Source organism: Sphingobium amiense (assembly GCF_003967075.1).
Lineage (GTDB): Bacteria > Pseudomonadota > Alphaproteobacteria > Sphingomonadales > Sphingomonadaceae > Sphingobium > Sphingobium amiense.
Genome location: NZ_AP018664.1, coordinates 3,481,170 through 3,503,205, shown reverse-complemented (window position 1 = coordinate 3,503,205; position 22,036 = coordinate 3,481,170). Strand labels below are relative to the sequence as shown.

At 65.0% G+C, this 22,036-nt stretch carries 19 protein-coding genes; 7 read left to right on the top strand and 12 right to left on the bottom strand.

Annotated elements, in window-relative coordinates; all coding sequences use genetic code 11:
* Window positions 1-28: 28 nt before the first annotated feature.
* From SAMIE_RS16980 to SAMIE_RS16960, 5 genes are read right to left on the bottom strand one after another with little or no spacing between them, the layout of a single operon-like run.
* On the bottom strand, window positions 29-1,186 hold the full coding sequence (locus tag SAMIE_RS16980) for an alpha/beta hydrolase family protein (RefSeq protein WP_066704340.1): 1,158 nt from the start codon (window positions 1,184-1,186) through the stop codon (window positions 29-31).
* Between the two features lie 5 nt (window positions 1,187-1,191).
* Complete coding sequence (locus tag SAMIE_RS16975; protein ID WP_066704338.1) at window positions 1,192-2,094, bottom strand: VOC family protein; 903 nt, start codon at window positions 2,092-2,094, stop codon at window positions 1,192-1,194.
* A complete protein-coding gene (locus SAMIE_RS16970; protein WP_066700699.1) occupies window positions 2,091-4,478 on the bottom strand; it encodes a glycoside hydrolase family 3 C-terminal domain-containing protein in 2,388 nt (795 codons plus the stop codon). The genes SAMIE_RS16975 and SAMIE_RS16970 overlap by 4 nt, the downstream gene beginning before the upstream one ends.
* Window positions 4,475-5,050, bottom strand: a complete 576-nt coding sequence (locus SAMIE_RS16965; protein ID WP_066700698.1) for an NADPH-dependent FMN reductase — start codon at window positions 5,048-5,050, stop codon at window positions 4,475-4,477. Before SAMIE_RS16965 ends, SAMIE_RS16970 begins: the two co-directional genes overlap by 4 nt.
* Window positions 5,051-5,106: 56 nt before the next feature.
* Window positions 5,107-6,219: an LLM class flavin-dependent oxidoreductase gene (locus tag SAMIE_RS16960; RefSeq protein ID WP_066700697.1), complete on the bottom strand. Its 1,113-nt coding sequence runs from the start codon at window positions 6,217-6,219 to the stop codon at window positions 5,107-5,109.
* Window positions 6,220-6,338: 119 nt separating this feature from the next.
* On the opposite strand from SAMIE_RS16960, the gene SAMIE_RS16955 reads away from it, so the two are divergent.
* Window positions 6,339-7,019: a TetR/AcrR family transcriptional regulator gene (locus SAMIE_RS16955; protein WP_232037290.1), complete on the top strand. Its 681-nt coding sequence runs from the start codon at window positions 6,339-6,341 to the stop codon at window positions 7,017-7,019.
* A 3-nt stretch (window positions 7,020-7,022) separates the two neighbouring features.
* Here SAMIE_RS16955 and SAMIE_RS16950 read toward each other — a convergent pair whose 3' ends face one another.
* The 5 genes from SAMIE_RS16950 to SAMIE_RS16930 form a co-directional block, all read right to left on the bottom strand.
* Complete coding sequence (locus SAMIE_RS16950) at window positions 7,023-7,520, bottom strand: hypothetical protein (protein ID WP_232037289.1); 498 nt, start codon at window positions 7,518-7,520, stop codon at window positions 7,023-7,025.
* Window positions 7,517-8,431, bottom strand: coding sequence for an alpha/beta hydrolase (locus SAMIE_RS16945; protein ID WP_066700695.1), 915 nt, complete (start codon window positions 8,429-8,431; stop codon window positions 7,517-7,519). The genes SAMIE_RS16950 and SAMIE_RS16945 overlap by 4 nt, the downstream gene beginning before the upstream one ends.
* A 111-nt stretch (window positions 8,432-8,542) precedes the next feature.
* Window positions 8,543-8,935, bottom strand: a complete 393-nt coding sequence (locus SAMIE_RS16940) for a C-glycoside deglycosidase beta subunit domain-containing protein (protein ID WP_066700694.1) — start codon at window positions 8,933-8,935, stop codon at window positions 8,543-8,545.
* A gap of 13 nt (window positions 8,936-8,948) precedes the next feature.
* Complete coding sequence (locus SAMIE_RS16935) at window positions 8,949-9,959, bottom strand: sugar phosphate isomerase/epimerase family protein (protein ID WP_066700693.1); 1,011 nt, start codon at window positions 9,957-9,959, stop codon at window positions 8,949-8,951.
* Between the two features lie 3 nt (window positions 9,960-9,962).
* Window positions 9,963-11,192, bottom strand: a complete 1,230-nt coding sequence (locus tag SAMIE_RS16930) for an MFS transporter (RefSeq protein WP_066700692.1) — start codon at window positions 11,190-11,192, stop codon at window positions 9,963-9,965.
* A 169-nt stretch (window positions 11,193-11,361) separates the two neighbouring features.
* Here SAMIE_RS16930 and SAMIE_RS16925 point away from each other — a divergent pair, with 169 nt between their 5' ends.
* The 4 genes from SAMIE_RS16925 (at window position 11,362) to SAMIE_RS16910 (ending at window position 16,105) form a co-directional block, all read left to right on the top strand.
* Window positions 11,362-12,867 (top strand): MFS transporter, encoded by a 1,506-nt coding sequence (locus SAMIE_RS16925; RefSeq protein WP_066700691.1) that lies wholly within the window; start codon window positions 11,362-11,364, stop codon window positions 12,865-12,867.
* Between the two features lie 90 nt (window positions 12,868-12,957).
* Entirely contained in the window at window positions 12,958-13,599 is a 642-nt protein-coding gene (locus SAMIE_RS16920; protein ID WP_066700690.1) for a gluconate 2-dehydrogenase subunit 3 family protein, read from the top strand.
* The gene (locus tag SAMIE_RS16915) at window positions 13,596-15,278 is read left to right on the top strand and encodes a GMC oxidoreductase (RefSeq protein ID WP_066700689.1); all 1,683 of its coding nucleotides are present in this window, start codon (window positions 13,596-13,598) and stop codon (window positions 15,276-15,278) included. The genes SAMIE_RS16920 and SAMIE_RS16915 overlap by 4 nt, the downstream gene beginning before the upstream one ends.
* Entirely contained in the window at window positions 15,275-16,105 is an 831-nt protein-coding gene (locus SAMIE_RS16910; RefSeq protein WP_066700688.1) for a nuclear transport factor 2 family protein, read from the top strand. The genes SAMIE_RS16915 and SAMIE_RS16910 overlap by 4 nt, the downstream gene beginning before the upstream one ends.
* A 10-nt stretch (window positions 16,106-16,115) precedes the next feature.
* Here the strand turns inward: SAMIE_RS16910 and SAMIE_RS16905 are convergent, their stop codons facing one another.
* A complete protein-coding gene (locus SAMIE_RS16905) occupies window positions 16,116-17,492 on the bottom strand; it encodes an MFS transporter (protein WP_066700687.1) in 1,377 nt (458 codons plus the stop codon).
* A gap of 123 nt (window positions 17,493-17,615) precedes the next feature.
* Entirely contained in the window at window positions 17,616-19,937 is a 2,322-nt protein-coding gene (locus tag SAMIE_RS16900; protein ID WP_066700686.1) for a TonB-dependent receptor, read from the bottom strand.
* Between the two features lie 235 nt (window positions 19,938-20,172).
* On the opposite strand from SAMIE_RS16900, the gene SAMIE_RS16895 reads away from it, so the two are divergent.
* Both SAMIE_RS16895 and SAMIE_RS23455 read left to right on the top strand, forming a co-directional pair.
* Window positions 20,173-21,786: a DUF5597 domain-containing protein gene (locus tag SAMIE_RS16895; RefSeq protein WP_066700685.1), complete on the top strand. Its 1,614-nt coding sequence runs from the start codon at window positions 20,173-20,175 to the stop codon at window positions 21,784-21,786.
* Window positions 21,787-21,895: 109 nt separating this feature from the next.
* The gene (locus SAMIE_RS23455; RefSeq protein ID WP_162849080.1) at window positions 21,896-22,036 is read left to right on the top strand and encodes a hypothetical protein; all 141 of its coding nucleotides are present in this window, start codon (window positions 21,896-21,898) and stop codon (window positions 22,034-22,036) included.

The following is a 22,036-nucleotide window of genomic DNA, read 5'->3' as shown; positions in this document are numbered from 1 at the left end:
TGTTTCGGAAAGAGGGATCACCGCAGCATCACCCCGTGGTTCCGCCCAATGTTTGGGCGAACCAGTCGGCGAGGAGGTCGCGGCCGTAGGCCATGTTGTCGGCGCCGACATGTTCGACACCGCCTTCGCGGGGGGTGAAGATCATCTTCTCGCGGCGGGGGGAGTTGATGAGCTGGTCGTAGAGATCGTCGGCGTAGGACGGGCTGATCTGCCGGTCGCTGGCGCCATGGGTGACGAGGAAGGGCACCTTGATCCGGTCCATATGACCGTTGAGGTTCATGGCCTCCGACCTGGCGAGGAAGTCGTCCTGATCCTTTGCGCCGAAGGCCCAGTGGACATGCGCCCAGTAATGCGGGACCGGGTTCTCGCCCTCGCGCGCCATGCGCCTGTCCTGCACCTCGCGCCAGTTGTGGTTCGCGCCCCACACCGCGCCGCTGGCGAAGCGCGGCTCATAGGCGACCGCGCGCGGCGCGAAATGGCCGCCGAGCGATATGCCGGTCATGCCGATGGCCCCGGGGTTCACGTCGCTCTGCTGCTCCAGCCAGTCCACCGCCTTGCTCGCCCAGCTTTCGCTGTGCGGATCGACGGGGAGGTTCTGGAGCCGCAGCGCTTCGCCGGAGCCCGGCTGGTCGACGCACAGGGTGGAGATGCCCCGCCGCGCCAGTTCGACCGGAAGGCCCGTCCAGTAGAGCAGTTCCTTGCAGCTATCGAGACCGTTGCAGAAGACGACGACAGGCTTTTTCCCTTCGCCCGGCGCGCGGGTGAACAGCGCGGGCATGGTGCCGGTATCGAGCGGGATCTCGACCCGCTCGCGATTGATCCGCCCGAGCTTCGTCGAACGGTCGAAGGCAGCGCGCGCCTTCGCATAGGTTTCCGCGCGGCCCGGCGCGCCATGGCCCTGCATCCGTTCGGCAACGAAGAGGTAGAGCGATGCGCGCTCCAGCTTGTTCGAGGCGGAGTAGGCGCGGCCCCTGCCCTCATCCTCGGCGGCAAGGTCCAGCAGCCTGTCGCCCATGCCCGCCCATGCCTTCATGAACATGGGCGTGCCCGCGTCCGCGCCGCTGGCGGCGGCGTCGAGGATCGGCTGGCACATGTCGACGATCTCGCCGATGCGCCCGCCGCTCTCCAGCGCGATCGCGACCGAGAGGTTCCAGATATAGTTGGGGAAGGGTTCGTAGAGCGCCACGGGGCTTACACCTCCCCGCCCGTGAACAGGCCGCTGTCGGCCTCCGGATGCGGCATGGTTTGCGGTCCGCCAACGCCGATGCCCCACTGGTCCATCACTTTGGGGCCGGGCACATGGACCTTCGCCTCATGGGCCTCGAAGTCCACTTCCTCCAGTTCCGAGGTATATTCGACCGCAAAGCCTGCGGGCGTGGTGAAATAGCTGAAGGTGTTGTTGCCCGCCGTGTGCCGCCCCGGACCCCAGCGCAGGTCGGTGCCCTTCTGCTTCAGGCGGTTGATGCCCACCATCATGTCGTCGACCGAGAGCATGTCATAGGCGACATGGTTGAGGCAGGGCGGTCCCGGCAGCACGGCGATGCGGTGATGCGCCGCGTTGCAGCGCAGGAAGCCCATGAAGTCGCCCAGCCAGTCCGAAACCTTAAAGCCCAGCACGTCGCAGAACCACTGCACCAGCGCCTTGTGGTCGGGCGAATGCAGCACGATGTGGCTGATCTTCTGCGGCACGCCTTCCCAGCGCTCCAGCGTCCGTGGCACGCGGACATGCACGTCGCTCGACACTTCGAAGGGCAGACCGTCGGGCGAGAAGAAGCGGAAGCCATAGCCGCCCCCCAGCGTGTCGAGATCCCTGGGCGCAAAGATGATGCGGCATCCCGACGCCGCCACCTGTCCGTGAAGCGCATCGACATCGGCCCGGCTGTCCGCCGCCAGCGCGATCACATCAACCCGCTTCTCGTCCGCCTGCCGCAGCCGGACCACATAGCCCTCCGCTCCGCCATCGGCCGCGAAATACACCATCCCGTCCCCAGAACCCGCCTCCACCAGCTTCCACTGGTCATTATAGAAAGCCCGCTCCGCCTCCACATCCGGCAACCCATAACCCACATAACGTATTTCCGTGACACGGCTCATGCGATCGGCTCCAGCGCAGGAAGGGAAAGGTCGAAGGCGATGTCGCGGGCGGATCGGCCCGCGAACAGGCCCGGATTTTCAATATCCACCCAGCCGTCCCGCCATGATTGCAGGCGGCGGCGGGCGATGGGTATGAGGATGTCGCGCCGCTCGCCCGGCGCGAGATGGGCCTTGGCGAAGCCGCACAGCGCCAGCTCGGGCGCGCGGCGGTAGATCTGGATCACGTCGCTGCCGGCGCGGTCGGACCGGTTTTCGACCGTGGCGCGCACGACCAGCCCGCCATCGTCGCCCAGCTCGACGCGAGCGGCCAGCAGCGCGATGTCGGCATAGCCCGATCCTTCGCCCAGCGTGTGCCGGGGATCGGCCATGCCGCGATAGCCGATCCGCGTGCCTTCGGCATAAGCGAGATCGCCGTTCGCGTCGGGGGTGAGGGAGAATGCGGGATAGTCGCTTTCCTCGCGCGCAATGGCGACGGGCATACGACCGCCCGGTTCGCGGTCGCCCGCCAGCACCTGAGCGATAGCCTCACCGAAGCCCTCGCCCGGATACCATGCGATCAGCAGCGCGGCGGCCCGGTCTTCCCAGCGGGTATCGAAAGCGTGGCCGACATTCGCCACGACCGCCGTCCGGGGATTGGCCGCCGTGACCGCTTCGATCAGCGCGATCTGCTCGGCGGGGAGATGCGTGTCCCCTCGGTCCTTGCTCTCGACGCTGGCGTCGGAGGTTTCGCCGACCATCAGGATCACCGCGTCCGCCTGCCCTGCGAGCGCCACCGCGCGGGCCAGCATCGCTTCGGGCGTGTCGGGGCGGCGGATGCCATACCAGAGGCCGTGAACGCGCGCGGGATCATAGGTGAACTCGACCTCGACCGCCGCTTCCTGACCGGCTCGCAGCGCAAGCGAAACGCTGCGCGCGTCTCCGCTCTTGAGCTTGCCCATGACATCGGAGGACGGGATCGGCTCCTGCTGCGCCAGCACCTCGGCGCCATCGACGCGCATGACGACAGGGCCGGTCGCGCCGAGATAGAAAATATGATCGCCATCCTGTTCGGCGCGGAAGATGCCGCGCGCAACGATGCGCGCAGGCTGGCCGAGCATCGCGACATCGTCATGCACGCCCGCGAACCAGACCAGCGAATTGGTGTCCCGCGTTTCGCTGGCGATCAGGCGCGCGTCAGCCTGCTGACCGTCATAATAGTCGATGGTCATGCCGCTTGCGAAGCCGTCGCCAAGGTCGCGACAGGGCGTCACCGGCATGGAGGGCAGGCGCGGCTGGGGATCGACACCGGGTTCATAATCGACACGCGCATGATCCGCGAAGCGCGCCATGATCGCTTCGAGCGGGCGCGCGGCTTGGGGGGACACGGCGATTTTGGCGAAGGTGCCGCCCTGATAGCAGGGCGCTGCGGCGTTCGGCCCGATGATGGCGATATGCCTGTCGCGTCCGGGAACAAGGGGAAGCAGGCCGCCTTCGTTGCGCAGCATGACGAATCCTGCCGCCGCCGCCTCAACCAGCAGATTGTCGGCGTCCCTGCCCACGATGGGCGCAGTCTTGTCCTGCCTGAAGCGCAGGGCAGCCCGCGTCACCCGCGCGGCGGCGTCCCTGATCCGGCCGGTATCGAGGTCTCCCTTTGCCAGCGCCTCATTCGCCCTGAAGCCGAGGAAGCGCGCCGGGCCGGGCATTTCGAGATCCAGCCCAGCATGCAGCGTCGCCGCGGTCGAATGCGTGCCGAACCAGTCGCTCATGATGAGGCCGGGATAGGCCCACTCACCCTTGACGATGGTGGTGAGGACGTGATGCTGCTCCGCGCACCAGTCGCCATTCACCCGGTTATAGGCCGCCAGCATGCCGCCCGCCCCCGCCTGCGCACACAGTTCGAAGGGCAGCAGATAGACTTCGCGCAGCGTGCGTTCGTCCACCACGGCATTCATCCGGTCGCGGTCTGTTTCGCTGTCGTTGCAGACCAGATGCTTGACCACCGACGCGGTGCCGGTCGATTGCAGGCCGGTCGTCCAGGCCGCGCCCAGCACACCGGCCAGCACCGGCTCTTCGGAGAAATATTCGAAGGCCCGCCCGGCGAGCGGGCTGCGGGCGAGGTTGACGTTGGGCGCGAGCACCATGTCCACGCCCATGCGGATCGCCTCGCCGCCCACCAGCGCGCCGACCCGCGCATTGAGTTCGACGTCCCAGCTTGCGCCCAGCGCAGTGGGACAGGGCGTCAGCAGAGCGATGTCGCGCTCGTCCACGCGGCCGCTGGCGATGCCCATGGGACCGTCCGCCATGGAGAGGGCGGGGATGCCCGCCTTCTCATAGCCGACCGTCGACCACATGGCCGCGCCCGCCGTCATCGCGAGCTGTTCTTCCAGGGTCAGTGTGTCGGTCATATAATCGTCTCCATGGCGAAGGCCATGATCTGCCGCGCCTGCGCATGGATCGCTCCGGCGATGGCTTCGTCGATGATGGCCCCGTCCGGGCCGAAGGGGCGCTGCTCGACGGAATTGACGGCGATGCCGACCGGCGTCGGCCACCCACGCATCGCATGGACGACATCGCGCAGGGCGGACAGCGTGGTCCCGCATGCCTGCCATCCCGCGGCGGTGACGACCAGCCCGACCGGCCGTCCGTCGAAATAGACGCGCGCGTCGCCGCGCAGATCCTCCAGCAGGTCCACCGCATTTTTGACGAGGCCCGAATAGCCGCCATGATAGCCCGGACTGCCGATCACGATGCCGTCGCAGGCGCGGATCGCCTCGACAAGCGCACGCTCTTCGTTGGTGCGGTCGGGATGTTCGGGATTGAAGTGGGGCAGGCGCGCCAGCGCGGGTCCATCGAACATCGCGGTTTCCGCGCCCATGGCGGCGCACTGCGCCAGCACGGCGCGCACGAGCCGCTCGCTCGACGACGCCTGCCGGAATGTTCCGCCCAGGCCCACGATCCGCTTGGGACGATCAGGCATTTGTCACTCCTTGTTGATGCGCGGCCTTCTGATGGACCGCGCACCGGTCGACGGCATCACGCCGGTTCGCGCACCTTGAACGCAGGCATCACTTTCTCGGACAGCAGTTGCAGCGTCTGGTTGCCGAGCCGCAGCCTTTCCTCGCTCAGCGGCCCGGTGGTGGTGCCGCACAGGATGTTGCCGATGCCCAGTTCCTCATAGGGTTTCAGATGCTCGATCACCGTTTCGGGCGAGCCGTAGAGGCACCAGGTGCCGATCCAGTCCTCGGTCAGCGCGTTGGGCGTCCGGTCGGTCTTCCTGTTGGCGCTGTCGGATTCGGCGCGGGCGTTGAATTCCGCCTCGCGCTCGATGGCGTCCTGATAGGAGCGCAGGATGACTTCCAGCTCCTCGCGCGCCTGCTCGTCGGTTTCGGCGACATGGACGCACTGGTAGGTGTGCGTCGTCCAGTCGAGCGCCCTTGCGACGACCTCCGGCGCGTGGCCCGCTCCTTCCAGCATATCACGGTAAATGCCAAAATATTTGGCGACATGCTTCATCGGTTCGGTGCCGCCGATCTGCGGCGGGGTGAAGGCGGGAATGAAGGCGGGCCAGCCATTTTCGGCGGCGCGGCGCGCGCTCGTTTCCTTCATGGCGACGGGCATCAGCGGCGCGTGACCCTTGGTATATTGCGCCGGTGCGATGCGCTGGAGCACGCGGCCCTTGTGCGGCCCGTTGTCGATCTCGATCGCGGGATCTTCCATGCCCTTGGCCCAGAGCCGTTCGGCAAGCGCCAGATTGGCGTCCGACACCGCGCCCGCATCCTTGTAGTTGACGCCGAAGCCGATCATCTCCTCGGGCGTCGTGCCGCTGCCGACGCCGACCATCAGCTTGCCGTCGGTCAACTGGTCGAGGATGTTGATGCGCTCGACGAAGCGGACGGGGTGGTGCAGCGGCACGGACACGACCGAAAAGCCGAAATGCATGCGCGGCAGCTTCGCCGCCAGATAGGATGCGAACATGAAGCTGTCGGACGCAATCGGCATATAGCCGTTGAAATGATGGTCCGGCATGAAGATCGCGTCGAAGCCCAGCGCCTCCGCCTTCGTCGCATGGTCGGTCAGATCGCGGATCAGTTGGCGATCTTCCTCGGGTGCCATCGACCGGGCGTTCAGAAACACGGAAAAGCGCATTATCCCCTCCAGCGGCGCAAATAGTTGGCGCTCATATGACGGCCGGTTTACATTGGCTGCCGATGCCGTCAGAATAGCTATAAATTAGAACCAATGTTATTATTACTGATAGGGCCATCATGGCGGCGATGTCAACCACGAAAGCGAAGTCTGATTCTATTTCCGCTGCGACCGAAGCGTCGCGCGTGCCTCAACAGGGGCGGAGCCGCGCTTCCTACGAACGGATGCTGACTGCCGCCGAAAAGCTGATGGTGAAGCGCGGTAACGACGACTTCACGCTGACCGAGGTGGCCAAGGCGGGGAAGGTTTCCATCGGTTCCATCTATCTGCGCTTCGACAGCAAGGACGATCTGATCCGCGCCGTCCATGGCCGCGTGCTGACCCAGATCGGCGAGGAACAGGACGCGATGATGCAGCAGATCCGTCAGAATGCGTCCACGCTCGACGAGTTCGCGCGGCAGTTCGTGGAAGCTTATGCCGAACTGCTCAAGCGCTTCAGCCCGGTGCTGCGCCCCATCATGTTCCGCGCCATCTACGATCAGTCGATGTCGGCGCTGGGCAAGAATTCCGCCGAAAATCTGGTGCGGGAGGCAGAAGCGCAGATGATGCGTTTCGCCGATGAATTCGGCCGGCCGGATCATGAGCGGCTGGTCGGCAACGTGTTCCGCATGATCTATTACACGCTCGCCCGCTTCCTCGGTCTCGGCTCCTCGCCCGAAGCCGCCAATCAGGGCAATTGGGAAGAGCTGAAGGAAGATCTCGCGATCATGTGCCCCGCCTTCCTGCGCGCGAAAGGCTGACCCTCACGCGGTGGCGAGCCGCAGCCCCGCACCGTAGAATCGCACCACGCCGGGGCCGTCCGCAAGAATGCAGAGCTGGACGCCGAAGCGCACGGCGACAGGCGCAACGGCCAGATCGGTGCGCAGCCGCGCATGGTCCGGATAATAATGCCGCCACTGTTCCGGCGGGTCGAACGGCTCGGGCACGCCCGCGATCGGAACGCCGGGTTCGCACAGATGCTGCCGTTCCAGTCCGCCATGATGGACACAGGCCCAGGTCAGCGTCGCACCCTCGCCGGTTTCCCACAGAAGCGAGGCTCCATCCACCACGCGCCCCGCCGGAAGCTGGAACGGGAAGTGGAACCAGACCTGCCGCCCGGACCGGATGCGAAAGCTGGAACAGAAACCGCGATGGAAGCCGCTGTCGGACGACCATGGCCTGTCGTCGACCGGCTCCATCCACTCCGCGCCGCGCTCCTGCACCACCACGGCGGCGGGCGCGAGCCAGACTTCCTCGCTCATCGTGCCGGAATCAGGCGATTGGCGCGCAGCCATGTCATGAACTGGCCAATCCACCCGTCACTCGTCGTTCCGGGACGGCCGAGACCGAAACCATGGCCGCCGTCCTGATAGAGATGAAATTCGACGGGCCGCTTCGCCCTGATCCACGCATCGACCAAGCCAAAGCCCTGCGACGCGAAGAAATGATCGTCGCTGGCCAGCACCGCGAACATGGGCGGCGCGTCCGCCGGAACGTCGCGTGCGGTAAGACGCCCGTAGATCGGCGCGATGAAGGCGGGCCGCTCCCCCGGACGGGCTGCAAGGCTGGCGCCGATCGTGGTGAACGCGCCTGCGGAAAAGCCCATCATGCCGATGCGGGCCGGATCGACCTTCCATAGTTTCGCGCGCGTGCGCACCAGCGACAGCGCGGCCAGACCATCCTGAATGGCGAAGTCCGGCGTGTCGGCGGGCGGCTTCACGGTGGAAGGCCTGCCGCTACGCGTGGCCGTCATGCCGTCTGTGAAATCCCTGAAATCGGCGGGTGTCGGGACGAGCCGATATTTGAGCACGAACGCAGCGACGCCGTGGCCGGCCAGCCATTGCGCGACGCGCGTTCCCTCGACCTCCATGGCGAGGCCTAGAAAGCCGCCACCGGGCGCGACGATGACGGCAGTGCCCGTCGCCTTCCGACTGGCGGGCAGATAGGGCGTCAGCGTCGCACGGGAGACGTTGCGGACGTTGACCGCGCCGTCCATGCGGAACCAGTGTTCGGGCGGCACATCGGGCGCCTGCGGACCGGTGTCGAGCGGGATCGCGTCTGTCTGCGCCGGCTGGGCCATGGCTTCGAAGCGAAAGGCGGGTTGCGCCTGCGCTCCGGCAGCACAGGCGCAGAGTGTGCCGGCGATCAACAGCGAATAGGCGGCCTGCCGCATCCCTTGCTCCCATATGATAGTTTTGCGCGCGCCCGATCCGGTGCCGGTCGCGCCGCTTCTATTGTAGATATGAGGAGGGGTGCGGCGGCCCCCGGCCCGCACCCCTCCCGATCAGGCGGCGAGTTGCAGTTCGCGCCCGGTCTTCGTGGTGGGGACGAAGGGCAGGTAGGACACCCGCATCCGCACCGCGATGTCGACCCTGTGCGCGCCGGGCGTCAGGCCGCCGGGGCGCCGCACCATGACCTTCGCCTTTTCGCCGAAGTTCCAGCGATCGTCATAGACGGTCTCCATCTCGTCCAGCGTCCAGCTCCGCCCCCGCACGGAAAAGCGGATGTCCTCGCGCGCCACCGGCTCGCCGTCGATGGTGAGGCCGATATCCTCGATCATCGAAAGGCCAAGGCCGCGATAATAAGGGAGACGGGCGAGCAGGGAAAAACCGGTCACTTCGCCATCTTCGACGACATTCTCGAAACCCTCGTCGCACAGCATCATCTTGTCGAACATGTCTCGTATCTCCTCAGGCGGCGAGCGCGGTGGGGGTGGGTTCGCCGATCAGGCCTTTGAGCATTGCCTGCTGGCGGCGAACCTGTTCGACCGAATCGACCTCCTGCGCGTCCTCGATCCAGCGGTTCCCCTCATATTCGGAGCAGATATAGCCCTTGTAACCGCCCTGCTTCAGCACCCGGACGATCTCGTCATAGGGAATGGACGGCTCGACCAGATTTTCATCCATCTGGTAGAATTTGCCATGGATATTGTGGATGCGGTGCATGTAATCGAGCATCCGTTTGGGTTCGAACGCGGCATTGTGGCGCAGCGTTTCCGCCATGCCCAGCGCCGGGCCTTCGCCGCCCATCTCGCGCACGTTCAGGATCACATATTCGGAAAGAACACGGTCTTCATAAGCCTTCTCGATATAGTCGGCGATGTTCCGCGGCACGCCGTTGCGAATGAAGCGCTCCTTCCAAACCGGCGGAAATTTGAACAGGAACATGCCCATGTCGGGCAGGAACCCGAGCGCGTCGGAGCCGGATTTTTCAAAGGCTTCGGCGTGGCGGATGATCCAGGGATGGTCGAAATGCAGCGGGGCGTGCACCTCGATCAGGATCTTGAGGCCTTTTTCCTCCGCATAGGGCGCGGCGGCCACCAGCACTTCGGGCGCGATCGAAACCAGAGCGCGCACATATTTCACGCCGAGCCGCGACGCGAAATCCAGATCCTTCCTCACGCTGGCGACCTGCTCCTCAAGCGACATCATCCTGCCCTTGTAGCGTTTATAGTCGAGCATGAAGTCGTGGCAGACGGGGGTCGCGCCATATTTCCCGATGAGCGCGTGCCATTCCTCGATTTTCGCCTCGTCGACCGTGGCTTCGGGCCAGCCCCAGAAGGTCTGCTCCCCAATGACCTCGATGCCCAGAGCGCCCATGTCGGCGCACGTCCTGAAGCAATCCTCAAGGGTCATCTTTCCCTGAAAGGTTTCGTGCTGGAAACTGTAGAGGCTGACGCCCCGCTTGATATCGCTTGTCATGATTTACTCCGCAGGAGCGATGGAAGGAGCCGGGGCGCGCGGTTCGCGCATGAGGCCGATGATGATGATGGCGGCGACGATCCCTGCCAGACCCGCCGCAAGGAACGCGCCCTGCATGGTGCCGACGATGGTTTCGGCCTGATGCACCAGCCAGGGGCTGGAAAACTGGCCGAAGAAGAAGCAGGCGGTCCACACGCCCATGCCGCGGCCGCGATGTTCGAACGGCAGCATGCTCTGCGCCCACAGGATGATGGTGGCGACAGCCATGCCCGCGCCCGTCTGCTGCACGATCAGCGCTGCCGTCAGCCAGCGCCAGTCCGGCGCAAGGCCGATCCCGGCAAGGCCGATGCCCAGCAGGCCGAAGAAGGTCGCGAGCTTCGTCCTGTGCGACATGCCGCCCATCAGGCGGAAGATCAGCGCGCCGAGCATCACGAACAGGCTGGGAATGGCGGTAAGCTGGCCGATGCGGGCGGAGTCCATAACACCGACCTCACGCCAGGCGAGCGAGCCGCTGATGATGAAGACATAATAGAGCGCTGAAGCGACCAGCGTCGTGCCGCCGATCAGGACGATGGACGCAATCGGGAAGGGCGTGCGCGCCGCCGTCTCCTTCTGCGCGATCTGCGCGATGGTGGCGCCGTCGGCGCGGCGCGGCTCGAACAGCCACAGGATCATCGCGACGAAGATCGGGAAGGCGACGGCGTAGACGAGGAAGATGCCGTTCCACCGCACCGCCGACGCCGCGCCCGACATCAGGATGACGCCCGAGGCGAGAAACGGGCCGCACACGCCCTGAAGGAACAGCCAGTCCTTGCGACCCCAGTCGTCCCAATAATCGGCGATCAGCGTGTTGACGATGGTCAGGATCGCAGCCTCCGCCACGCCCAGCAGCAGGCGGCAGGCGATAAGGGCGTTGAGGCTGTCGAGGAAGAAGGGCGAGGTGCCGACAATGCCATAGAGCAGGGTCGCGCCGATCAGCAGAGGGCGGCGACCGAAACGGTCGACGAAGAAACCGGCGAACGGCGCGATCAGCGCGATGGTAAGGCCCGGCGCGGACACCATCATCGGCACCTTCCAGCGTGCGTCGGGATCGGCGGCGAAATGGTCGATGATGGCCGGAATCGCGGGAAACATCGACACGATCGCGAAGATCGGCAGGAAGCCTGCGAACACGATGGTCGCGCCCTGCGGCACCATTGTCAGGCGGCGAAAGAAATCGACGATGGAACGCACTGCGCCTTGGCTCCTCTGGGCCGGACGACTCGTGCGCCGTCTCTAATTAGAACTATCATTCGTCTATTGGTTGGCGACAGGGCTGTCAAGCGTCCGCGTCCCCGGCCTTGACGGCGGGGCCGGCCCCCGGTATCGGACTAGAATAATGGTTCTATAAATGAGAGAGAAGATGCGGGAAGAGGGGAAGGGCAGCGCACGGATCAGCGGCGCGCCGCAACAAAGCGCTCTGGAATCCGCCGCTCTGCTCAGTCCGAAGCAACGCAGCCTCGCGCTCGCCATCGTCGCGACGGCCATGGTTCTCGACCTTGTCGACATGACGATCATCAACGTCGCCGTCCCGACCCTGCAGGCGCAGCTCGGCGCGAGCGACGCGGAGGTGCAGTGGATGGTCGCGGGCTATTCGACCATCTTTTCCCTGCTGCTGATCACCGGCGGGCGGCTGGGCGACATTGCCGGATACCGTCGCGCCTTCCTCATCGGGGTCGCCGGTTTCACGCTCACCTCCCTGTTCTGCGGCATCGCGCAGACGCCGGGTCAGCTTGTGGCCGGGCGCCTGCTTCAGGGTGCTGCGGCGGCGATCATGCTGCCGCAGGTCATGTCGCTCACCCAGATCATGTATCCACCTCATGAGCGGGTTTCGGCGCTCGCATTGTTCGGGATATTGGGCGGTCTGGCGGCGGTTCTGGGTCCGGTCATCGGCGGGTTCCTGCTGAGCGCCAACCTTTTCGGTCTCGGCTGGCGGCCGATCTTCCTCGTCAATCTGCCCATCGGCATCGCCGCGCTGATCCTCGCGGCGCGCATCCTGCCTTCCGGCAAATCGGCGCGCAGCCCGCGCCTCGATGTGGTCGGAACGGGGCTGGTTCTGGCGCTGCTCTTCGCCCTCATCTTTCCGCTGATCCAGGGCCGCGATTATGGCTGGCCGCTGTGGGGCTTCGTGCTGATGGGGTCCGCCATTCCGGTCGCGCTCATCCTGATGCGCTACAGCCGGACGCGGATGGCGCGGGACGGATCGGCGCTGATCGTGCCCGAACTGTTCCGCGCGCGCGGCTTCTCCTTCGGTCTGCTGACCACGCTCCTGTTCCAGACGGCGACCGGCGGCCTCATGTTCACGCTGACGCTGGCGATGCAGCGCGGGCTGGGCTTTAGCGCCGCGCAGGTGGGCATTGCGCATGTGCCCTATGCCTTCGGCGCGTCCTTTGCGATCGGCATGCTGTCGCGCAAGGCTCTGCCCCGCTATGGACCCGTCATCATAAGCTGGGGCGCGATGCTGATGGTCGCGGGCCTTGCCGCCCTGACGTGGCTCTTCCACGCACCGGACCTGATCGCGCAGGCGCCGCCGCTGCTGGCGCTGCCATTGTTGTCGATGGGCCTTGGCATGGGACTGACCGGCGGTCCGTTGCCGCCCTGCACCCTATCGGAAGTGGACGTGGACCATGCCGGAGCGGCGTCCGGCACGCTCAAGGCGACGCAGCAGCTTGGCGCGGCAGTCGGAACCGCCGCGATCGGCACGCTCTTCTTCCTCGTTCAGCCTGAAAAGGATATGGCCAGCGCCGACGCCATAGACGCATTCACCATGTCGGCGGGCGTGATCGGCGTCATCCTAGCGCTGACGGCGCTGCTGGCGCTTTTCATTCCCCGCCAGCTTCAGATTCGTGGCAAGACGGCTTCCGCCTGAGCGAACCGCTTGCGGCAGGCTCATGCATGCGATAATGAAATAGAATTATAGTTCATTTCAAGACCGGTTTCGACCGGTCGGGGAGAGGAAATGGCGGAAAGCCAGACAGGCGATGCGGCAAGGGCCGCGACAGGTGCGGTGGATCGGCGGCAGGTCGTCGGCGGCGCGGCGATATTGGGTGTGCTCGTCGGGCTGCCCCTCTACGCCTGGCAGCAGGTTCGTGACGGCGCGGATGGCGGGGCGAGCGATTCGGAGAAGCTTCTCCTTGCCCGTCTGTCCGATCTCGTCATCCCGACGACCGATACGCCCGGTGCCGTCGCCGTCGGCGTCCCCGCCTTCGTTGAACTCGCTTTGCTCCACGGTCTCGACGAGACCGCGCCCCCGGTCTCCGGCACAGTCCGGATGGCGGGCTATCGCGGCGGCTTTTCGGTGCTGGAGCAGGTGGCGCGCGACCTCAATAGGCAAGCGGCGGGCGATTTCCTCAGCCTCAGGCCCGACCGTCAGCATGCGGTGCTCGCGGCCTACGATGCGGACGCATTTGGCGGCGAGCGGCAAGATCATCCGTGGAAGAAGCTCAAGGCGCTGATTCTCACCGGCTATTACACCTCCGAAGTCGGGGCGAGCCGCGAACTGCAATATGAACTGGTGCCGGGCCGCTGGGAGCCGGACCTTCCCCTCCCCCCCAATAATCGCTCCTGGTCGAGCGACTGGACAGCGGTGGATTTCGGATGAGCATGGATTTCGACGCGATCGTGGTGGGTTCGGGCATCACCGGCGGGTGGGCTGCGAAGGAACTCACGGAAAAAGGCCTCAAGGTGCTGATGATCGAGCGGGGACGCATGATCGAACATGGCACCGACTATGTCACGGAAACCAAGGCGCCGTGGGAAATGGAGTTTCGGGGCGAAGGCGATGCCGAACTCTATGCCCGCGAATATCCAGTGCAGCGGCTGAACCGCCATTTCACCGAATTTACCCAGAATCACTTCGTCAACGACAAGGACAATCCTTACGCCGTGGCGGAGGGCACGCAGTTCAACTGGTGGCGCAGCTACCAGATGGGCGGACGGTCGCTGACCTGGGGGCGGCAGAGCTACCGCTGGTCGGACTATGATTTCGGCGCAAACAAGGCGGACGGCTATGGCACCGACTGGCCGATCCGCTACGCCGATGTCGCGCCATGGTACGACCATGTGGAGGATTTCATCGGCGTATCGGGCGCTGCGGAGGGGCTGCCCTCGCTGCCCGATGGCAAATTCCTGCCCCCCATGGCTCTCAATGTCGTGGAACAGCATGTGCGCAAGGCCATCGCGCAGAAATGGCCCGACCGCTGCCTGACGGTAGGCCGCACGGCCAATCTGACGGCGCCGAAGGAAGGCCGCGCGCCCTGCCAGTATCGCTCCATCTGCGCGCGCGGCTGTTCCTATGGCGCCTATTTCAGCACGCAAAGCTCCACCCTGCCCGCCGCGCAGAAGACTGGGCGGTTGACCGTCATCACCGACTCGCTGGTCGAGGCGGTGGACTATGATCCGGTTAGCAAAAAGGCGTCGGGCGTCCGCGTGCTCAACGTGAAGACCGGGGCGCGGACCCGCTATGGCGCGCGGATCGTTTTCCTCAATGCCGGGGCGTTCAACAGCGTGCACATCCTGCTGCGCTCGCGCTCGGAATCGTTTCAGAACGGCCTTGCCAACAGCAGCGGCGTGCTCGGCACGCACATCATGGATCACGCCTCGACCCTGTCCACCATGGCGATCATGCCGGGGTTCGACGATCGCACCACCTTCGGCAACCGGCCCACAGGCGTGGTCATTCCCCGTTTCCGCAACCTCGACCGCAAGGACGGCGACTTCACGCGCGGCTACAGCTTTCAGGGCGGCGCGCTTCAGAGCGGCTGGACCGCTGCAAAGCGCTCGGCGGGTATCGGCAAGGATTTCAAGGAACAGACGCACAAGGTCGGCCCGTGGCGCATGGTGTTCGTCGGTTTCGCCGAAAGCCTGCCCCGCGTCACCAACCGGCTGACGCTCGATCCGTCCAAACTCGATCCGCAGGGGCTGCCCATGCTCAATATCCATTTCGAGCATGGCGACAATGAACGCCGTGCGCTGACCGACGCGAAGAAGGAAGCGGCGGCGATGATGGAGGCTGCGGGCGGCCATGTCATCATGGGCTTCGATGAGCCGGGCATCGGCGGATCGGCGATTCACGAGATGGGCGGCGCGCGCATGGGCCACGATCCCCAATCTTCCGTGCTCAACCGCTGGAGCCAGGCGCATGACGTGCCCAACCTGTTCGTCACCGACGGCGCACAGATGAGCTCGTCCGCCTGCCAGAATCCGTCGCTCACCTATATGGCGCTCACCGCGCGCGCCTGCGACCATGCGGTGTCGCTGATGAAGGAGGGCGCGCTTTGAAGGCGGTATGGGCTGTGCCCGGCGTGGCGCTGCTGGCCCTCGCCGCGCCGCTCGCCGCCAGAACGATCGACAATCGGGGCATCGTGCGCGATTTCGTCGAGCGCTTCTACGACAGGCGCGACGTGGCGGGATCTTTCGCCGCGCATGTCGCGCCCGATTATATCCAGCACAATCCCGGCCTGCCCGATGGCGCTTCCGCCGCCGTCGAGGCGCTCGCCCCGATGTTCGCGGCGCCCGGCTCCCGCTTCGACGTGAAGCATGTGCTGGTCGACGGCGATCTGGCGCTGGTGCATCTGTTCGGTCAGGGCAAGCCCGGCACGAGCGGCGCGGCGGTGGCCGACATCTACCGGCTGAAGGACGGCAGGATCGTCGAGCATTGGGACGTGATCCAGCCTGCCGCGCCGGGCAGCGATCCGCTGGCGATGGCGGCGCACCCGCGCGGACCGGGCGACACCGCACGCAATCGCAGGGCGTTCACCGCCTTCATCGACCTGCTCTTCGCGAGAGGCGATGTCGCCGCCGCCTATGATCGCTTCGTCGCGCCCGATCTGATCCAGCATAACAGCCGCATGGGGCAGGGGCGGGCCGATGCCGTGGCGGGGATCACAGCCCTGCGCGCGGCGCCCGGCGCTGCATTTGAAGTGCAGCGCATCCTGGTCGACGGCGCCTTCGCCGCGGTCCATTATCGCGGCAGACTGTCCACTGAGGACAGGGGGGCCGCCATCGTCGAGATTTTTCGCTTCGACGACCGGGGCATGATCGTCGAACATTGGGACATGTTCCAGCCGCTGCCGGAAACGTCGCGCAACGCGCACCCGATGTTCTGATCCTCAGCCCTTATCGTTCGCCGATTTCCCGGCGGATGCGCTCATGCTTGCCGTCCATCGGCCAGAAGGCGATCACCGCGATCTGCACCAGCATGATGCCGACGGGCCAGCCATAATAGGACCAGCGGATCGCCGCTCGCGCGCCGTCCGACACGGCCTTGGGATCATAGCCGGCCATCCCCAGAACATAGGCGATGATCGCCGTGCCTACCGCCATGCCGATCTTTGTCGACAGGCTGATGCCCGACGACAGCAGCCCTTCGTTGCGCAGGCCGAAGATCCGCTCGTGATAATCGACCGCATCCGCCGCCATGGTGAAGATCGCCGTCATCGTCAGGCTGACCAGTATCGCCGCGATCAGGAAAACGCCGAGGAACAGCCCATGCTGCTCCTCGATAAACGGCAGCACGCCGTGCAGCGCGATGGCGGCGGCGAGCGCGGCGATGCAGCCCTTGCGGATGCCCGTCCGCCGGAAGATCATCGGCGCGATGAAGGCGCTCAGCAGCAGCGTGCCCGACACCGCCGGCAGCAGGATGCCGATCATCCACGGCGCTCTCATGACCTCAATGGCGAAAAAGGCCGTGACGGAGATCACGCAGCCGAACCGCAGGAAATTGAGCGTGCAGAACAGGAAAGTGACGAGCCACGCGCGGTTGCGCAGCATCTTGCCGATCTGCGGCCCGACCGCCTCGCCGCGCGGCGCTTCGTCATGATAGCGTTCCCTGCAACTGGCGAACAGGTTGAGCAGCGCCGCCACGGTCAGGATCGCGAAGACGCCCGCGACCAGTGCGAAGCCCAGCCGCTCATTACCGCGACCCAACAGGCCGACGAGTGGCATGGTCGCCGCGGTTGCCAGAATGACCGACACCGACGTGCCGATGGCCCGCGCGCTGCCCAGTTGCATCCGGCTGCCATGATCGCGCGTCATCATCGGCATCAGCGCCGAAAAGGGCACCGCAAGGAAGGAATAGAGGATGCCGAGCAGCGAAAAGGTCACATAGGCATAGGCGAGCTTCGCCCCCGTCGATCCCTCGATCGTCGTGAAGGTCAGCACCAGCAGGGCGGAAAAGGGGATCGCGGTGAACAGGAAATAGGGCCGGGTCCGGCCCCAGCGTGTCCGCGTCCGGTCCACCAGCAACCCGACGCCCAGATCGACGCCCGCGTCGAACAGCCGCGACAGCAGGAACAGCGTGCCTACGGCAGCGGCGGGCAGCAACGCGACATTGGTGTAGAAATAGAGGAGGAACGCGCCGACGACATTCCAGCTCAGCCCGCAGGCGAAATCGCCGATGCCGTAGCTAACCTTTTCCCAGGGCCGCAGCCGGTCGGCTCCGGCGCCGGGCGGAAAGGCTCCATCATGGTCGACGGCGACGGCTGCGGTCGTCATTGCGCTTTCCCTCCTTCACCCGGCACCGATGGCTGCGGAAACTGACAGGGCGGTCCCGCCGGTGTGGCCGGAACCGCCCTGCCTTATCTGGTCATGCCCGCCGCAACCGGCGGACATGCATTGTCAGAAATCGACCGACAGGCGCACACCATAGGTCCGGGGCGTGCCGAACTGGAAGTTGAAGATGTCGTCCGGTCCCGCCGCCGTATAACCGGCGTAGGTGAGCGGCCGGACATTCTCCAGATTGCGGACGAACGCCTGCACGCCGAACTTGTCACTTTCAGGCCGCCATTCGAGGCTGAAGTCCGACTGGGTATAGGCTTCCTGACGCGAGTCGCGGAAGTTGAAGAAGGTCATGTAATAGTCGCTCTTGAACCGCGTGGAGGCATTGGCGGTCAGATTACCCGCCGAACCCAGACGGAAGATGTGCTGATATTCAAGGCCGATGACGAATTTGGGCGTCTGCGGCAGGCGGTTGCCCGCCAGACTCGGGTTGTCGATCGCCAGCAGCGTGGTCTGGTTCGGGACGGCCGGATTCAGCACCGCATAGGACGCCGTGAACTCGTCATATTTTGCGCTCAAATAATTGAACGTGCCGGCGAAGCGGTCGTTGCGCGACAGGTTGACGACAGCTTCAGCCTCGACGCCCCAGATCGTCGCCTTGCCCGAATTGAAGGTCTGGGCGCCCAGAGCCGAATCCAGCAGCACGTCGTTCTGCAGATCCTTATAGTCGTAATAGAATCCGGTGACGTTGAACTGGTTGCGCGACCCCGGACCGAAGTTGAGCTTCACGCCGCCTTCGTAGGCGGTGTTGGTTTCGGGCTTGAACACGCCCACCGCGTCGAAACCGCCGGCCTTGTAGCCCGACGACACCTTCGCATAGATCAGCATGTCGCGGTTGGGCTTGTAGTTGAGGCCTGCCAGATAGTTCACCCGGTCGCCGCTGTAGCGCAGGTTGAGCGGATTGGCGGCCGGCCCCGGAATTTCGACCAGGCCCGAATTGAACTGGAAGCCGTAATTATTATAGACCGCGTGCCGCTTGTCCTTGGTGTAGCGCGCGCCGCCGACCGCCGTGAACTCGTCGGTAATGGGCACTTCGACCTGACCGAAGACCGACCAGCTCTCACTGGTGGTGGGGCGGCGGAAATAGTTGATGTAGCTGCCGACATTCCCGACCGGCGGACCGACGAACGGGTTGTAGAGGCCGGTGTTCGTGTTCTGCTTTTCCTTGAAGTAGAAAGCGCCGGTCTGCCACTGGATGCCGTTCATGTCGCCATTCAGGCGGATTTCGTGGCTCTGCGTCTTCACGCTCGAACCCCAGTTGCGGAAGAAATAGGCGGGCGGCAGACCGAGGCTGCCGTCATTATGGGTCGAACGATAGCCGCCGGTGTAGGTCAGTGTCGCCGCGCCGAAATCATAGGCGATGCGGCCACGAACGGCGTCCGACTGAAGGTTGAAGATGCCCGTGCCGGTCAGTGCTGCGTCATAGGTGTGGCGGTTGATACCCGGCAGGAAATGCGTGTTCTGCGGAATGCACTGCACGCCCGGCGTGTTGGGACCGACCTCGATGAAGCCGTTGAGCTGGCAATTGGCGCCCGGCCCGTTGGCGGGCAGATTGAGGTTCACCGATGCCTGCGTGGCAGGCACGATTTCCTGTTCGATATGCTCATAGGCGGCATCGACGACAAGGCCGTCGACCGGCTTCAGGCGAATCGATGCGCGGCCGCCCCATGTATGGTCGTCGCCGCTGCGCCGTCCGGGGACGGCTTTGAAATAGGGCAGGCTCAGATAGGGGCCGTTATGCTTGTTATAGCCCTTGTGGTCCGAAAAGATGCCGGACACGCGAATGCCGCCAATGTCGCCGAGCGGAACGGTCACGCCGCCGTCCAGGATCACCTGATTATAATTGCCATAGGTCGCCGACGCATTGACCGCAAATTCGTCACCGGGCTTGCGGGCGATGAAGTTGACAGCGCCGCCGGTCGAGTTGCGCCCGTAGAGCGTGCCCTGAGGGCCGCGCAGCACCTCGACGCGCTCGATGTCGAAGATCGCGGCGTTCAGCACGGTGGGGCGGTTGATATATTCGCCGTCGATGTTGACGGCAATCGACTGGTCCTGACTTTCGCCGTTGCTCAGCGTGCCTACACCGCGCACGGTGACGCGGGTCGCGGTGGTGTCGCTCGTGATCTGGAGCGAGGGAGAGATTTTCTCGATCGACGCGACGCTGGTGACGCCCGCGGCGGCGAGCTGCTCAGCGGAGATCACGGCAATCGCGATGGGCACGTCCTGCACGGACTGCTGACGATTCTGCGCCGTGACGATGATGTCGGCGGAAGCATCGTCGCCCGCCGCAGCAGGCGCGGCCTGCTGGGCATGGGCGGAGCCGGCCAGCGCGACGAGCGCCGCTCCGGCCATGAGTGCTGACATGCGGTTGAGATACATCATATTTCCTCCCCTTCGCGGCTTATCGGGTAGCCATTGAGAATTGCAATGATGGTTTTAATAACGCTTTGTCGCAACGTCAAGCCATATACGAATGCTAATTATAGTTTTGAGAAATGCCGCCGTGAACCCAGCCGCCCTCGCCTACGACCATAGCGGCCTTTGCCGGGGCGCGGCCAGCGATTAGGATTTCGCATACCGGCCCGCGACGCTGCGGCCAGCATCGGAAAGGCCCGTCATGCGCATCATCGCCGCCCTCGCAGCCGCGCTCCTTTTCTGCCCGCCGGGAATCGCGCAGACGGCTCTCCCCCGCATCGAAAGCCGCGACGGCCGCCATGCGCTGATGGTCGACGGCGCGCCTTTCCTGATTCTTGGCGGACAGGCGAACAACAGCAGCAACTATGCGCGCCCCCTGAAGCAGGTCTGGCCCGTGCTCGACCGCATCGGCGCGAACACGCTCGAAATGCCGGTCGCATGGGAACAGGTGGAACCGCGCGAGGGACAGTTCGATTTTTCCTTCGTCCAGACCCTGCTCGATGAGGCGCAGGCGCATGACAGGCGCATCGTGCTTCTGTGGTTCGGAGCCTACAAGAATACCGGCCTGTCCTACACGCCCGGCTGGGTGAAGCTCGACAACCGGCGCTTTCCCCGCATGAAGAAGCCGGACGGCAGCGATCATGACGTGCTCTCGCCCCATGGCGCAGCGACTCTGGCGGCGGACAGGCGCGCCTTCGTGGCGCTGATGACCTATGTGCGCGACCATGATCCGACGCACCGCATCATCATGGTGCAGCCGGAGAATGAGACCGGCAGCTATAGCAACCCGCGCGACTACAGCCCGGAGGCGCAGCGGCTCTTCGACGGCCCCGTTCCCGCCGCCCTGACCCGCGCTCTGGGCAAGGCAGCGGGCAACTGGCGCGCGGTCTTCGGCGATCGGGCCGACCGCGCGTTCAATACATGGCACACCGCCCGCTATGTCGAGGCGCTGGCGGCGGCGGGCAAGGCGGTCAAACCGCTTCCCATGTATGTCAACGCCGCGCTCGCCTCCGATCCGTTCGCCGTTCCCGACCCTGTGAAAATCTCCAGCGGCGGCCCGCAGGGCGATGTCATCGCGATCTGGAAGGCGGCGGCTCCCTCGGTGGATGTCGAGGCTCCCGACATTTACGATCGCGCCAGCCGCAATGTGATGAAGCATCTCGACCTCTACACGCGTCCCGACAATGCGCTGCTGATTCCGGAAATCGGCAATGCGCGGGAATATGCCCGCTATTTCTGGGCCGCGCTGGGGAAGGGAGCGATCGGCTTTTCTCCCTTCGGCATGGACGACACGGGCTATTTCAACCATCCGCTCGGCGCGAAGACGTTGGACGACGCGACGCTCGACGCCTTCGCCGTCAAATATCGCTTCGTCGGACAGGCCATGCGCGCCTGGGCGAAGATCGCCTTCACGCACCCGACATGGGGCGTCGCAAAGCCCGATGACGGCGCGCCGGTCGTCACGACCATGGGCGAGTGGACCATCACCGCGAGCTTTGGCGAATGGCAGTTCGGCCGGCGCGAATGGTTCGCCGAAGCGGGCCGCCCCGCCATCGACAGCGAGCCGGTCGGCGGCGGCATCGTCGCGCAGCTTGGCGATGATGAATTTCTCGTCGCGGGGGATCATGTCCGCATGACCTTCGCCCCGCGCGCGGGCGGTAAGCCCAACGGTCTCGTCGTGCGCGTGGAAGAAGGTCATTTCGAAGGCGAGCGCTGGATATTCGACCGCGTCTGGAATGGCGACCAGACCGACTATGGCCTCAACTTCACCGACAGGCCGGTGTGGCTCAGGGTGGCGATGGGCCATTATCGCTGACGCCCGCGCATCCGTACCGCCCCGTATCATTTTACCGAAACCCCAGAATCCATCTTTTCTCCCGACGTCGCTGTGATAATTTATCGGTAAGGAGAGAGTGGAGAGAACCATGCTGTTACTGGCACGGTGTCTGGACTGGCTGTGCGCGATGCTTGCGTCGGGCGTCGAGAATGAGACGCGCGTCAATACGCTGATTTGCCCGCTGGCCCGGCACGATCGTCGTAAGGCCGCCCCGTCGCGTCAGGACTGA